Origin of the sequence: Leuconostoc gelidum subsp. gelidum KCTC 3527, from assembly GCF_000166715.1 — a bacterium.
In the GTDB taxonomy this organism is placed as follows: Bacteria; Bacillota; Bacilli; order Lactobacillales; family Lactobacillaceae; genus Leuconostoc; species Leuconostoc gelidum.
Map to the genome: position 1 here is coordinate 1 of NZ_AEMI01000036.1, position 14,365 is coordinate 14,365.

General features: G+C 36.8%; 13 protein-coding genes. 8 read left to right on the top strand and 5 right to left on the bottom strand.

All coding sequences use genetic code 11. The annotated features are described in order from the left end of the window. Positions 1–75: 75 nt before the first annotated feature. Positions 76–720 carry a hypothetical protein gene (locus EUI_RS0107870; RefSeq protein ID WP_010017295.1) on the bottom strand — a complete coding sequence of 215 codons (645 nt, stop codon included), beginning with the start codon at positions 718–720 and terminating at the stop codon, positions 76–78. A 210-nt stretch (positions 721–930) separates the two neighbouring features. Between EUI_RS0107870 and EUI_RS0107875 the strand changes: the two genes are divergently transcribed. From EUI_RS0107875 to tuf, 3 genes are all read left to right on the top strand, one after another. Continuing rightward, the gene (locus EUI_RS0107875; RefSeq protein WP_010017296.1) at positions 931–2,733 is read left to right on the top strand and encodes a ribonuclease J; all 1,803 of its coding nucleotides are present in this window, start codon (positions 931–933) and stop codon (positions 2,731–2,733) included. Between the two features lie 103 nt (positions 2,734–2,836). Next, positions 2,837–3,766 (top strand): hypothetical protein, encoded by a 930-nt coding sequence (locus EUI_RS0107880; protein WP_010017297.1) that lies wholly within the window; start codon positions 2,837–2,839, stop codon positions 3,764–3,766. A 163-nt stretch (positions 3,767–3,929) separates the two neighbouring features. Then, the gene (gene tuf / locus EUI_RS0107885) at positions 3,930–5,117 is read left to right on the top strand and encodes an elongation factor Tu (protein WP_010017300.1); all 1,188 of its coding nucleotides are present in this window, start codon (positions 3,930–3,932) and stop codon (positions 5,115–5,117) included. A 91-nt stretch (positions 5,118–5,208) separates the two neighbouring features. On the opposite strand, the gene EUI_RS10655 is transcribed toward tuf, so the two are convergent. Next, positions 5,209–5,349 (bottom strand): hypothetical protein, encoded by a 141-nt coding sequence (locus EUI_RS10655; RefSeq protein WP_010017302.1) that lies wholly within the window; start codon positions 5,347–5,349, stop codon positions 5,209–5,211. A 136-nt stretch (positions 5,350–5,485) separates the two neighbouring features. Between EUI_RS10655 and EUI_RS0107895 the strand changes: the two genes are divergently transcribed. The 3 genes from EUI_RS0107895 to EUI_RS0107905 all read left to right on the top strand — a co-directional run bounded on the left by EUI_RS0107895 (position 5,486) and on the right by EUI_RS0107905 (position 7,519). Then, positions 5,486–6,220: an amino acid ABC transporter ATP-binding protein gene (locus EUI_RS0107895; RefSeq protein ID WP_010017304.1), complete on the top strand. Its 735-nt coding sequence runs from the start codon at positions 5,486–5,488 to the stop codon at positions 6,218–6,220. 48 nt (positions 6,221–6,268) lie between these two features. Further along, entirely contained in the window at positions 6,269–6,964 is a 696-nt protein-coding gene (gene rpiA / locus EUI_RS0107900; RefSeq protein WP_010017305.1) for a ribose-5-phosphate isomerase RpiA, read from the top strand. Positions 6,965–7,081: 117 nt separating this feature from the next. Next, the gene (locus EUI_RS0107905) at positions 7,082–7,519 is read left to right on the top strand and encodes a universal stress protein (protein WP_010017307.1); all 438 of its coding nucleotides are present in this window, start codon (positions 7,082–7,084) and stop codon (positions 7,517–7,519) included. A gap of 67 nt (positions 7,520–7,586) precedes the next feature. Here EUI_RS0107905 and EUI_RS0107910 read toward each other — a convergent pair whose 3' ends face one another. Genes EUI_RS0107910 through EUI_RS0107920 form a run of 3 tightly spaced genes read right to left on the bottom strand, consistent with a single transcriptional unit; the run spans position 7,587 to position 9,537 of the window. Beyond that, positions 7,587–8,378, bottom strand: a complete 792-nt coding sequence (locus EUI_RS0107910; RefSeq protein ID WP_010017309.1) for a peptidylprolyl isomerase — start codon at positions 8,376–8,378, stop codon at positions 7,587–7,589. An 11-nt stretch (positions 8,379–8,389) separates the two neighbouring features. Beyond that, complete coding sequence (locus tag EUI_RS0107915) at positions 8,390–8,911, bottom strand: hypothetical protein (protein ID WP_010017310.1); 522 nt, start codon at positions 8,909–8,911, stop codon at positions 8,390–8,392. Continuing rightward, positions 8,908–9,537: a phosphatase PAP2 family protein gene (locus EUI_RS0107920; protein WP_010017311.1), complete on the bottom strand. Its 630-nt coding sequence runs from the start codon at positions 9,535–9,537 to the stop codon at positions 8,908–8,910. Before EUI_RS0107920 ends, EUI_RS0107915 begins: the two co-directional genes overlap by 4 nt. Before the next feature lie 349 nt (positions 9,538–9,886). On the opposite strand from EUI_RS0107920, the gene leuS reads away from it, so the two are divergent. Both leuS and EUI_RS0107930 read left to right on the top strand, forming a co-directional pair. Next, complete coding sequence (gene leuS / locus EUI_RS0107925) at positions 9,887–12,298, top strand: leucine--tRNA ligase (RefSeq protein ID WP_010017312.1); 2,412 nt, start codon at positions 9,887–9,889, stop codon at positions 12,296–12,298. Between the two features lie 77 nt (positions 12,299–12,375). Next, positions 12,376–14,313, top strand: a complete 1,938-nt coding sequence (locus EUI_RS0107930) for a putative polysaccharide biosynthesis protein (protein WP_010017314.1) — start codon at positions 12,376–12,378, stop codon at positions 14,311–14,313. Positions 14,314–14,365: the final 52 nt, after the last annotated feature.

Here is a 14,365-nt window from a genome sequence, read left to right on the forward strand (position 1 = left end):
CTGTCTAGAGTAGTTTACGACTTTTTAATATGGATAGGTTAAAAAGTGCTAAAGATGTACACTTATTCGTTAATATTATTGAAGACCAGTTTGCAATTTACTACTTGCAATGAGTTTGAGATTATCTGCATCTCCTGTTGGAGTGAATACAATGGAGACTTTGATGCCACTTGTGCTTTGCCATGTGGCGTATAATTGATCACTGGCTATCATGTAGGTTGGTGGACCATAAGTGGCATGTACTTGATCGTAAGTTGCAGAACCTATACTAACTGAATTATAGGTTGCTGCTGACCATTTGCCAAATGACACAGGCGCTGCTGATGCATTAGGCTGTTGGACTACACTTGAAGCGGTAGAGGAGGAGGTAATCGAACTTTCTGTTGTTGTGTTGTCTGTGATCGGTGTTTGTGTCGCATCATTTGTGGCAATGCTAATGGCAGAAGAAGCAGCCGAACTGGCTGCTACAGGTGCTTGAGTGACTGTAGTTGATTCACTTGCTTGTAATTCAGATGTACTGGATCCAGCGACTGTTGAAGATGCCTTTTTGCTGCTTTTATGTTTTTTTATTGACGTGGATTCAGAAACATTATTTTTGGCAGTTGTTTGGTTGTTGCGACCTAAAACAACAAAAATAATAAGCACTGCAATAATAAAGGCTAAAAACGCAATGAGCGTATTGCGTAATTTGTGTGACTTTTTAAATGGTTTACGTTGCATAATAAATTACATGCAGATAAGTAGCGTCTACATATTCCTTTCCTAACAATATGATACCAGAAAAGATGTAAAGTATGTTAAAATAGATATAATTACGTATCGAGACAAAAAATGGGATAACCTCAGCGTTTTAGAAACCAGCAGTGTCCACTTGTTATATTTACGAAAAATAATGACTTATAAATAGGTCTATTTATAGAGGAAAGAATTATGACGGATTTAAGTATTATTCCATTTGGCGGTGTGCGCGAAAATGGTAAAAACATGTATGCAATTACTGTAAATGATCAAATTTTTATTTTTGATGCAGGACTAAAATATCCAGAGACAGACCAGTTAGGTGTCGATGTGGTAGTCCCTGATTTTGACTATTTTATTAAAAATAGTGATAAAATTGCGGGTGTTTTTTTGACACATGGGCATGCTGATGCAATCGGTGCGCTACCATACTTTTTGCAACAAGTACAAGCGCCTATATTTGGTTCAGAATTGACCGTTGAATTAGCGAAATTAGCTATCAAAGATCAGCACGCACTTGAAGATTATGATGATTATCATGTTGTTAATGAGAAAACAGAAATTGATTTCGGACAGGTTACAGTGTCGTTTTTTAATACAACACATTCCATACCAGAATCATTAGGCATTGTTCTAGCTACGCCTTATGGGCAAGTTGTGTATACTGGCGATTTTAAATTTGATCAAACAGCAAATTCGTATTACAGTACAGACATCGCACGTTTAGTCGAAATAGGACAAGGGAAAGTGCTAGCTTTATTAGCAGATGCAGCTGGGACAGGTAATGAACTGAATTCTGTCAATGAGTCAAAAATTAGTGAATATATTCTTGAAACCTTTAGAGAAAATAATAAAAAGCGTATTATTGTAGCGGCTGTTGCATCAAATATTCAACGTATTCAACAGGTCATAGATGCAACTGTGGCAACCAAACGACAGTTAGTTTTGTCTGGCAACGATATTGAAAATGTTGTTCGAACTGCAATACGCTTACGTAAATTGAATTTACCAGTGCCTGAAAATAAATTATTTGTCAATCTTAAAAATGCTAAAAACTTACTTGCTTCAGAAACTGTTATTCTTGAAACAGGCCGAATGGGAGAGCCCATTAAACATTTAAATCGTATGGCTAATGGGGAAGATCCGTATGTTCGTATTGGCGAAGATGATTTGGTATTTATTACAACAACGCCGTCAACAGCTATGGAAAGTGTCGTAGCAAAGACACGAGATATGCTTTTTAAGCAAGGTGCAGATGTTAAACAAATTAGTAGTGATTTGCGCTCAAGCGGTCATGCATCACGTAATGATTTACAAATTATGATTAATGTGCTAAAACCCGAATATTTCATGCCAGTTCAGGGAGAATATCGTGTCATGACAACTGCAAAAGCTGCAGCTGAGGAAGTTAATATTGCTGAAGATCATATTATGATGGCTATGAAAGGTGATCAATTCAAATGGTTAAAAGATCATTTTGAATTGCAAGATTCCTTTACAGTTGGGGAAACTTTGATTGATGGCGCAGGCATTGGTGATATTGGTAATGTTGTTTTACGTGATCGCCGTATTTTATCAGAAGACGGTATTTTCGTTTCTGTTGTAACAATTGATCGAAAGAAAAGACAAGTTGTTTCTAAGCCTAAATTGACATCACGTGGTTTTGTTTATGTTAAGGCAAATCGTGATTTGATGAAAGAAGCCTCTGATTTAACAGTTAAGCAGATAGAAAATTACCTCACCACGACTAAGAGCTTCGATTGGAATGAACTTAAGAATGGTGTACGAGAAGTTGTATCGCGCTACTTATTTGAACAAACACGTCGTCGTCCAATGGTTATGCCTGTTGTAATGGAGGTCAACCAAAACAGACGACCAGCAGCTCATAAATCGGTGCAAATAGCCGGACAGCAACGTAATCGGCAAATGTCAAAAATAGAAAATAAACAATCTAAAAAGCAAAATACTAAACCTACAGCAAAGACTGTAAAGTGATGAAATTTAAAATTATTTCACCAAAAATTCAAGATTATTTAAATATAAATCTAGAAAGGAAATGTGTCTTTGATCAGCATACACACAAAGCCACACTTGTTTTATGACACAAGAAAATCAACTATCACCAAAGCTAAGAAGCATGATTGATCGTGCACATACTGAAATGAAACAAGAAAATTGGCATGATGCTGCAGAGACTTTGACAGAATTGTATGATTCCTTGTCTACATTCGAGGTGAATTATCGCTTAGTAACGTCATTATTTATGGATGAACAGTATCAATTAGCATCTTCATATGCAGATGATTTTCTATTGAACTACCTTGAAGAAGAAAGCGATTTTCGAATGGTCGTTGCACTGGCGATTCAAAACCAAAGTTTTGTTTACGCACAACAATTGGCAATGTTGTGGGATAACTTAGATACACAGAAAAAGGTATCACAAGAAATACGTGATGCTGAAGCAAAAGCAGTGGAAACAATGGCTACAACATTTCAAACAATTTCGCGACAGTTTTATCATCTTAGTGATTATAGTATTATTGAACAACGCGATAGATATGAGTCGGCAAGACATCTGCCGGTGTCACAATTTGTTATTGGTGCAAAATATCTGCTCGTAGATCCCTATGCGACACCAATTATTCGAGCAACATTGCTTGAAGACTTGCAAAAATTACGAGTCTCTGAAAGCATACAATATCGTTGGCTGGATGATGAATTATACACGATTAAATTAAGTGAGTTGCCATTGCTGACAAATTCTAAAATTTTTGAAGATATTGCTGATTTTCTTGACGAAAAATTAGGCAATGAGGATCCAATTGCTATGGATATGCTGGCGCAACAAGTCCGGTTTGAATTAACCTTACTCTATCCACGTGTCGAAGAGGTTGTGACAGATCCAGAAGGTTGGGTGGAAGCAAGTATTGATCGGTACTATGAACATAAAAATATAACTGAAACTGTTATGCAAAAAAAATGGCATGAAAAAGTTAGAAGCCTTACTGAAAATTTTTTTGAAAATTAATTAAGAAAACTGTTTACATTTTCTTAATAACTCGGTATAATAATTTTTGGCTTCAATAGCCGGAAAAACGCAATTAACTGTTGTCTTTTGATGGCTTGCGTTGTAAAATATATTTATAAACATTTTCCAGATTACTGGTAAATGAATTTTGGAGGAAACTACATTGGCTAAGGAAACTTACGTTCGCACTAAGCCCCACGTTAACATTGGTACTATTGGACACGTCGATCATGGAAAGACGACTTTAACAGCCGCAATCTCAAAGGTATTGGCTGAAAAGCAAGGTATCGTAGCTACTGATTTTGCTGAAATCGATAATGCTCCTGAAGAAAAAGAACGTGGAATCACGATCAACACTTCGCATATCGAATATGAAACAGAAGCACGTCATTATGCTCATATCGACGCCCCTGGTCACGCCGATTATGTTAAAAACATGATTACTGGTGCTGCTCAAATGGATGGTGCTATCTTGGTTGTTGCTGCAACTGATGGTCCTATGCCACAAACACGTGAACATATTTTGTTGGCACGTCAAGTTGGTGTTGACTATTTGGTTGTGTTCTTGAACAAGACAGATTTAGTCGACGATGAAGAATTAATTGAATTAGTTGAAATGGAAGTTCGTGAATTATTGTCAGAATATGACTTCCCTGGTGATGATATTCCTGTACTTAAGGGTTCAGCTTTGAAAGCTCTTGAGGGTGACCCTGAACAAGTTAAGGTTATCGAAGAATTGATGGATACTGTTGATTCATATATTCCAGAACCAAAGCGTGAAATTGACAAGCCTTTCTTGATGCCTGTTGAAGATGTATTCACAATTACTGGTCGTGGTACAGTTGCTTCTGGTCGTGTTGACCGTGGCGTATTGACTACTGGAACTGAAATTGAAATCGTTGGTTTGAAAGAACAAATTCAAAAGACTACTGTTACAGGTATTGAAATGTTCCGTAAAACTTTGGAAGAAGCTCAAGCTGGAGATAACATCGGTGCATTGTTGCGTGGTGTTGATCGTAGCGATATCGAACGTGGTCAAGTTTTGGCACAACCAGGTTCAATTAAGACTCACAAGAAGTTTAAGGCTGAAGTCTATGTTCTTTCTAAGGAAGAAGGCGGACGTCATACACCATTCTTTACAAACTACCGTCCACAATTCTATTTCCATACAACTGATGTTACAGGTGTTGTTGAATTGCCAGCAGGTGTAGAAATGGTTATGCCTGGTGATCAAGTGACATTCGAAATCGAATTGATTTCACCAGTTGCTATTGAACAAGGTTTGAAGTTTACTGTTCGTGAAGGTGGCCATACTGTTGGTGCCGGCACAGTTACAGAAATCGAAGATTAATTATTTTTTAAGAGTGCGCTTTGGCGTGCTTTTTTTATGCGATAATTTTTCAAATTAAAAAACACATGATATCAAGTATCATGTGTTTTTTCTATTTCTTTTCGGTATCTGATTTTGATTCACGGCCTAGAGCAGCAGCGCGTGCCTCTTCAGCAGTATCTTCAATTGGTAACGAAATTAGATCATCGAATGAATTTACCAACTGTTCTTCTTGATTAACAATTTTTGCCATAATATACCTCCATTTCTGATAGTATAACGCATTTTATATGCAATTATATGCAAATATTCAAAAATTATATGTATAATATGTGCATATAATATATTTTCATGTATACTTATATATAGGTATAAAAGGGAGCGATTAAATGACTGAACTATTAACGATAACTAATTTAAAGAAGCAATATGGTAATAAAATTATTTTTGACCAAGTCAATGCAAAAGTCAAGCAGGGTGAAGTCATTGCAATATTAGGCCCATCGGGTGCTGGAAAATCAACTTTTTTACGAGCAATTAATTTGTTGGAGGCACCCACTGCTGGTGAGGTTATATTTGAAGGAAATGAATTAACCAATTTGGCTGAAAAAGAACTGGATATTTTGCGTGAAAAAATCGGAATGGTATTTCAGAGTTTTAATTTATTTCCTAACCTGACTGTTATTGAAAATATTAAGTTGGCACCAATGAAAGTTAAGAACCTGTCTGATGCCGAAGCAACACAATTGGCAGAAAAACTATTAAACCAAGTTGGCTTAGTGGATAAACAAAGTGTTTATCCTGTTAGTTTGTCTGGTGGACAGCAGCAGCGTGTGGCGATTGCAAGAGCACTTGCGATGTCTCCTGACGTATTATTGTTTGATGAACCAACGAGTGCATTAGATCCAGAAATGGTTGGTGAAGTATTAAATGTTATGAAGCAGTTGGCAGAAGATGGTATGACTATGTTAGTTGTGACACATGAGATGGGATTTGCACGAGAAGTTGCTGATACAGTTTGGTTCATGGCCGATGGTGGTATTCAAGAAATATCAGAACCAGAAATTTTTTTTAGTGCACCTAAAACACAACGTGCTAAAGATTTTTTGAACAAAATACTATAAATTTTTGAAATTTGAGCTAATTAGCTCTTTTTTTGTTATTATAACAGTATGGATAATATTAGTTTAGAAAAGCAACATGCGGCTATTGCAGCAACGTTGCTTATAAAAAATGGCATGACAGTTGGATTAGGAACAGGATCAACAGTTACATTTTTTTTGAATGCACTTGCCAAACGTATACGACGAGAAAATTTATCAATTACAGGTGTCACAACCTCTTTTAAAACTGAAATAATTGCACAAAATCTTGGCATTAAAATAGTTGACATAGATGATGTGGCAACTATTGACTTAACTATAGATGGTGCTGATGAAGTGGATTATGATATGAATGGCATTACGGGCGGTGGGGCAGCTTTTTTAATGGAAAAAATTGTTGCAAACAATTCAAAACGTATTGTTTGGATTGTTGATAGTCAAAAGGTGCATTTAAAATTAGGTTTGATGCCGTTACCGCTGGAGGTTGTACCATTTGGGAGTGATAAGTTGATGACAGAATTGACTAAACAACATTTATATCCGACATGGCGAAAAAAAGACGGAAAACTTCTTGTTACGGACATGGGGCATTATATTGTTGATTTATCTTTAAAGACAATTGATCAACCATATGAATTGGCGCGTTACCTGGATGGGAAAATTGGTATTGTAGAGCATGGCTTATTTTTAGATATAGCGGATGAAATAATTATTGGTACCACTACTGGTGTCGAGTACTTGTTTCGCAGTGATTTACAGAAATAAATGAAAGTAGACTTAAAAGCGCTTACATTATAAATTCAGAAGCGGTATAATGAACTTGTAATAATAAATCATGCGGAGGAGATTGTCACGCAAAAATGCGTAGCATAATAACTGATTATGGCATACAATAATATTTTAATAGCAGTTGATGGATCAGAAGTGTCAAACTTGTTAATCAAAAGAGTTCATGAGTTTGTGCCTGAGGCACATATTGATATTTTGATTGTAGTAGATACAAGTGGTGGGTATTTCGGCACAATTGTTATGAATGCTGACATTGTTTATCAGATGGAACAGGATGCTGAAAAAGTAATTAATAAAGCGTATGACTATGCTAAATCAATAGGGCATGCTGATACGGATGTTCATGTACGTTTTGGCGCACCTAAGCAAGTTATTGCACGTGATTTTCCGAGAGATCATAAAAATGATTTAATCGTGGTTGGAGAAACTGGACTTAGTCGGTTACAACGTGCGATGGCTGGAACGATACCATCATTTGTAACACATACAGCAACGACCGACGTGCTTATTATGCGTACGGGAAAAAATTAATCAGTATTATTTAAAAGGCCAAGAAATTTTATAAAATTTCTTGGCCTTTTAAATAATACTGATTTGATTAGTTTGCTTGTTTTAGAATGGTGATTTGTGTTATTTTAATTGGTTTAACAGGGGTTGAACCTTCACCACCGGATTTAACTTTTGCTGATGCAATTTTATCAACAACGTTCATACCTTTAATAACTTGTCCAAATACAGTGTAACTGCCATCTAGTGACGGATTACCACCTTTCTGGTAAGCATCAACTATTTTAGAGGGGTATTTATTTTTGTTAAAATCTTGCGTAGGTTTTTTAGGGTTTTGATTAATGAAAAATTGCGATCCGTTTGTGTCTGGACCTGCATTTGCCATAGTTAAAGCGCCACGAATGTTGTACAAAGATTGACTGATTTCGTTTTTGAATCCATGACCACTGTCAATACTTTTGTTGCGATCGTGCCATATTGAAGTACCGCCTGTGCCATTTCCCTTGGGATCACCTCCTTGAATCATAAATCCTGCAATAACACGATGAAATGACGTGTTATTATAATAACCACTTTTAGTATGTGTCAGAAAGTTCTCGACTGCTAATGGTGCATACTGATTAAATAATTTTAACGTTATTTCGCCAGCTGTGGTTGTCATTTTTATTTCACTTTCATTGGTCGTAACTTTACTCTCTAACTGAGGTAAGGCAACTTTATCTAATTCAGGATCTTTTTTGGTTTGTGTTGATGACGAAGTCGCTGTTGTGGCTTCATCGTTATCAGTTGTCTGATGTGTAGTCATCATCAAAATGCCAATAATTAATGTGAGTAATATCGTGCCTGTTGCTGCGAGTATGATATATTGTTTTTCTTTATTCATGCTGCTATCCTTTATATACGCTCAATGATGTGTGCTTGTACAGTTTCTGTGATATACGTTGCCTGTTTAAAATCGTCATGCATCAAGCTGTGAGTGTAAGTTTGCCAACCAACTGGTATTTTATTAAATTTGATAATTAGCAAACCGCCGTGTGTTAAACGAGGTAAAACATGATCAATTTGATCAATATAACTTTCTGAAAGATCGTTGTTGTTTTGTGCGTCACTTGAATAATCAAATATGGCAATCCTTGCTTGATTTTGGATGCCTAATTCTGTGACATAACTGGAATCAATGGTTTTACCAAGTAATGTGACGCGTTCTGAAAGGCCACTCATGAACAGAGATGTGGCAGCTGCGTTCGCGTTATCTTTCGTGGCCGTGTAACTGAGCACATGACCTGTTGTACCAACTCTTGTAGCCAAGAAACGTGTATTAATACCATTGGCAGTGGTTGCATCAATGACTATGTCACCAATATGAACCGTTTGTTCGATTAATTGGTGAACCAATGTTTGTGTTGTCGGAATCATGTGTGTTTGCCTCCAATTTGAAATAGATGTTGTGATATGATGAGTAAACCGTAGCCTAATGCTAACCCAGCTAAAATATCACTAGGATAGTGGACATTAACGTAAATACGGCTTGTTGGAATAGCAATAATTAAAATCAAAAACATCATAATTGTGATATACTTTAATAAAGAATTTTGCATTTTGGTCTGTATGATAATTATCAAGGTGCCATATAATAAGATGGCTATCATTGTATGTCCAGATGGGAAGCTGTAACCATGCTCAGAAAGTAATTGTGGTATTGGCCGAGGGTTACGAACAAGATATTTAATAAGTTGTGTCACAACGCCAGCAAAGAGAATAACATTTACCAGTAGAAAAGCTAATAAACGATATTGTTGATGATAAATAAAAAATAATGATAGTAGCACTGTTAATATCAATGTAAATGTGACACTACCAAGTTGTGTAATATATGTAAAAGAAACATCTGCAAAAACAGAACGATGTTGTATCAGCTGTTGCCCAGCCAAATTTAAATTGTTTAGCCATTGTGATTGAAATTTAACGCCTATTAAAAAGCTCATAAATACGCTAAAGGCTAAAATGACAGAGAAAAATCGAATTTTACGTTTTATAATCATAGTATATAGTATACCTGATTTGACTGAAACGTGATATAATTAGGACAATATATTTGACAATAGTACACTTTCGCGAGGCATTAGAAAATAAACGGTGTTGCAAGTTTATCAATCAACAAGTGGAACTCGGTCAGAAAAATTGAAAGTGAACTAATAGTAGTTTTCAACGTGTTGTCGCGTTAAGACATTTGAGACGTGTAATACGTGAACATAGGTGGTACCGCGAAAATTCGCCCTATGTCACACTTTTTTAGTGTGACATAGGGCGAATTTTTTAATTATCAAGTAAAAATGAATCAGGAGGAGATGCAGTTGTGCCATACCAGACAGCGGCTGCATTAAAGATAATATGCCATACGAACATCAAAAAATTGAACAAAAATGGCAAAAGTATTGGGATGAAAACCAAACTTTTGCAACAACTGATGATACAAGCAAGCCAAAGTACTATGCAATGGATATGTTTCCGTACCCATCGGGCCAAGGACTTCACGTCGGACACCCAGAAGGTTACACTGCGACAGATATAATGAGTCGTTTTAAACGGGCGAATGGGTTTAATGTTTTGCATCCCATGGGGTGGGATGCGTTTGGTTTACCAGCTGAACAATATGCGATGAAAACTGGGCATAATCCAGCAGACTTTACAAGCCAAAATGTTGACCATTTTCGTGAACAAATTAAATCACTTGGCTTATCATATGATTGGAATCGTGAAATAAACACCACTGATCCAGCATATTATAAGTGGACGCAATGGATTTTTGAAAAATTGTATGAAAAAGGTTTGGCATATGAGTCAAATATGATGGTTAATTGGGATCCAATTGATCGTGTTGTTTTGGCAAATGAAGAAGTTATTGATGGTAAATCAGAACGTTCAGGTAATAAAGTTGAACGTAAGGCCTTACGTCAATGGGTTCTTAAAATTACGGCCTATGCGGATCGTCTAGTGGATGATTTAGATGATTTAGATTGGCCAGAAGCAATTAAGGAACAACAGCGTCATTGGATTGGTCGTTCAAAAGGTGCTGCAGTATTTTTTAATGTCGCAGATTCAAATAAAAAAATTGAAGTTTATACCACACGTCCTGATACATTGTTTGGCGCCTCATACATGGTTTTGGCACCAGAACATCAATTAGTGGATGAAATTGCCACAGAACAGCAAAAACAAGCAATTAGCGATTACCGTGCTATCATTTCTGCTAAGACAGATCTTGAACGTACAGACTTAAACAAAGATAAAACGGGGGTTTTCACTGGCGCGTATGGTGTTAATCCGATTAATGGTGAGAAGTTACCAATTTGGATTGCAGATTATGTTTTGGCTTCATATGGTACGGGGGCTATTATGGCTGTTCCTGCACATGATGACAGAGACTTTGAATTTGCACAAAAATTTGCCCTAGAAATTAAACCAGTCATTGCAGGCGGAGATGTTACAAAAGAGCCATACACAGGTGATGGGCTACATATCAATTCTGATTTTTTGGACGGCTTAGACAAATCAACGGCCATCAATACAACCATAGCATGGCTTGAAACACAAGAATCAGGACATGCACAAACTAATTTTCGATTACGAGATTGGATATTTTCACGACAACGCTATTGGGGTGAACCAATTCCGGTGATCCATTGGGAAGATGGCACAACAACTTTGGTACCTGAAAAAGAGTTGCCACTACTATTACCACATGCGACAGAGTTAAGGCCTTCTGGCAGTGGCGAATCGCCATTAGCTAACTTAACTGATTGGTTGGAAATCACCCGTGAAGATGGTGTGAAGGGCCGTCGTGAGACAAATACAATGCCACAATGGGCAGGATCTTCTTGGTATTTCTTGCGTTATATTGACCCACGTAATGCAGAAAAAATAGCAGATTTAGATAAGTTGAAATACTGGATGAATGTTGACTTGTACGTTGGCGGTGCAGAACATGCTGTGTTACACTTATTGTACGCGCGTTTTTGGCATAAATTCTTATATGATTTGGGCGTTGTGCCAACCAAAGAACCGTTCCAAAAATTGGTAAATCAAGGTATGATTTTGGGTTCAAATCATGAAAAAATGTCAAAATCAAAAGGGAATGTTGTGAATCCTGATGATATTGTTACGGCATTTGGTGCGGACACACTGCGTGTATATGAAATGTTCATGGGACCGTTGACACAAAACAAGCCTTGGTCAGAGGAAGGTATTACTGGATCAAGACGTTGGCTTGATCGTGTCTGGCGTTTGTTAATTGATGATGAGGGACAAGTTCGTGAGGCTGTATCGACATATAATTCCGGTGATTTAGACAAAATCTATCATCAAACTGTTAAAAAAGTAACGGAAGATTTGGAGAATATGCATTTTAATACAGCCATTTCTCAAATGATGGTATTTATTAATGAAGCTTATAAATCCGAGGCGTTGCCAATTAATTATATGACAGGTTTTGTTCAGCTATTAGCACCAATTGCGCCGCACTTAGCCGAAGAATTGTGGGTGCGATTAGGAAATAAGGCCTCCATATCTTATGTGACTTGGCCGCAATACGATCAAGCGCAATTGGTGGATGACACTGTCGAAATTATATTTCAAGTGAATGGTAAAGTGCGTGGTAAGGCGACAGTGGCACGCGATCTCGATAAAGACAGCATGATTGCCGCTGCAAAATTAGATGATAATGTTCAAAATTTCATAGCAGAAAAAACGATTCGTAAAGTCATCGCGATACCCGGCAAGTTTGTCAATATTGTTGTTGGATAAATGAATTATTATGAATAATTAGAGTGATAAATGCTGGCTCTTTTGGCCAGCGTACATAATTTAAGAGGAGTACACAAATGGCGGATGAACAGCGTCCAGGTGATCTGAAAATGCGAAGTCAACACGTTGATAAAGTTAATGTTGATGGTCAAATATTAAGCGCGGATGAAATATTAGCACGTGCACAGCAACGGATTCAAAAGAAGCAACAACCAGTAGACCAACAAACACTAAAAAAAAGGCTGTTAACGCCTGATGAAATTGCAGCAATTAAAGCTAAAAACAATCAATCTCGTCAGCAAATTATTAAGAAAAAACCAAGTCTTGTTCAGAATCAAAAATCAGATCCTTTTTCTGAAAAAGTACCTACATTAGATACGAAACAAAAAGAAAAAGATAGTAATCAAGCAACGCTAGTAAAAGGATCAGCTTGGTTGTCTGCTGGTAATATTGTATCTCGTATATTGGGGGCCATTTATATTGTGCCTTGGATGGCATTACTTGGTTCTAATTCTAACCGTGCTAATGGTTTATTTGCACAAGGATACACAATTTATGCGATATTTTTGGCTATTGCGACGTTTGGCGTGCCTGCTGCAATTTCAAAATTAGTGGCAGAATTTAATGCAAGGCATGATGTATATCAATCTCGGCAACTGATGCGTCAGTCTATGATATTAGGTGTCATACTAGGAATTGTATTTGGTTCTGCAATCTATCTTTTAACACCAATACTTTCTATGGGAAACGCCAATTTTATTCCAGTTTTACATTCACTAGCGCCAGCTGTTGCTATCTTCCCGTTGATGTCTATGCTTCGTGGTATATTTCAAGGTTATCAGCTCATGAGTATTTCGGCATTGTCACAGGTTGTAGAACAAATTGCGCGTGTGATTTACATGCTAGTCACAGCCGTTATTATTTTGCGGGTTAACCCTGGTAATTGGAGTGGTGTTGTTGTACAATCTACTTTTGCGGCATTTATTGGTGCTATATTTAGTATGTTGGTGCTTATCTGGGGATGGTTCAAATATCGATATATGTTGATTAAACCTTTATATCCAAATGCACAGCATGTTAAAAAGCCAACGTTAAGTTTAATTTTTAATATTTTAAAAGAATCATGGCCATTTATTATTATTGGATCGGCCATTACATTATTCCAATTAGTCGATCAGTATACTTACTTTAATATCATGAATCATTTTTTTGCGAATACTAATATGCAACTACAAACTCAGTTTGCCTTATTTAGCGCGAATCCTAATAAATTAATTATGATTATTGTACCTTTTTCAACAAGTATTGCAGCGACAGCATTGCCAATGCTTTCCGGGAGTAAAGCAACTTTGACACGAGAAAATATTCAAGACCAGTTAAAACAAGTGATTAAATTGTTTGCATTGGTTATGTTTCCAAGTGCACTGGGGATGTTTGCCATCGCAACGCCACTTTACAAAATGTTTTATCCAATTGACGTATCAAACCAAGAAGGAATTTACTTGTTACAATTTTCAACGATATTGGCCATTGTATTTAGTTTGTTTATGTTATTGGCGTTTGTACTTCAAGCATTATCGGAAGTGTCAATTGTTATTAAGGCTTTTGTCTTGGGATTGTTAGTCAAAATTGCACTTCAAGTGCCTAGTATTCGGTATTTTGAGGGTATGGGGGCTTTGATAGCAAGTATGATTGGGATGGCAATTGCGATAGCTTACATGCTCGATTACCTTAAAGAGGCCTATGGCGTATCATTGTCCTCTGTTGGTCAAGAACTTTGGCAATTATTTATTGGCGCAGTAGCTATGGCAATTACTTCTTATGCGATTGTATTTTTGATGAGTAATTTTTTGTTCCCAATGGATACAAAAATTTCGGTTACCATCACTGCTCTGATTAGTGCTGCGATTGGTGGCATTGTTGTGGGAGTTTTGTATTTACGTATGGGATTTGGTGATGATTTATTAGGTAATAAAATACGACATATACCAGCTAAATTACGGCCAAAACGATGAGATGATCATCGTTTTTTTATATAATAATTGGATAAAAAACTATTAACAGGCT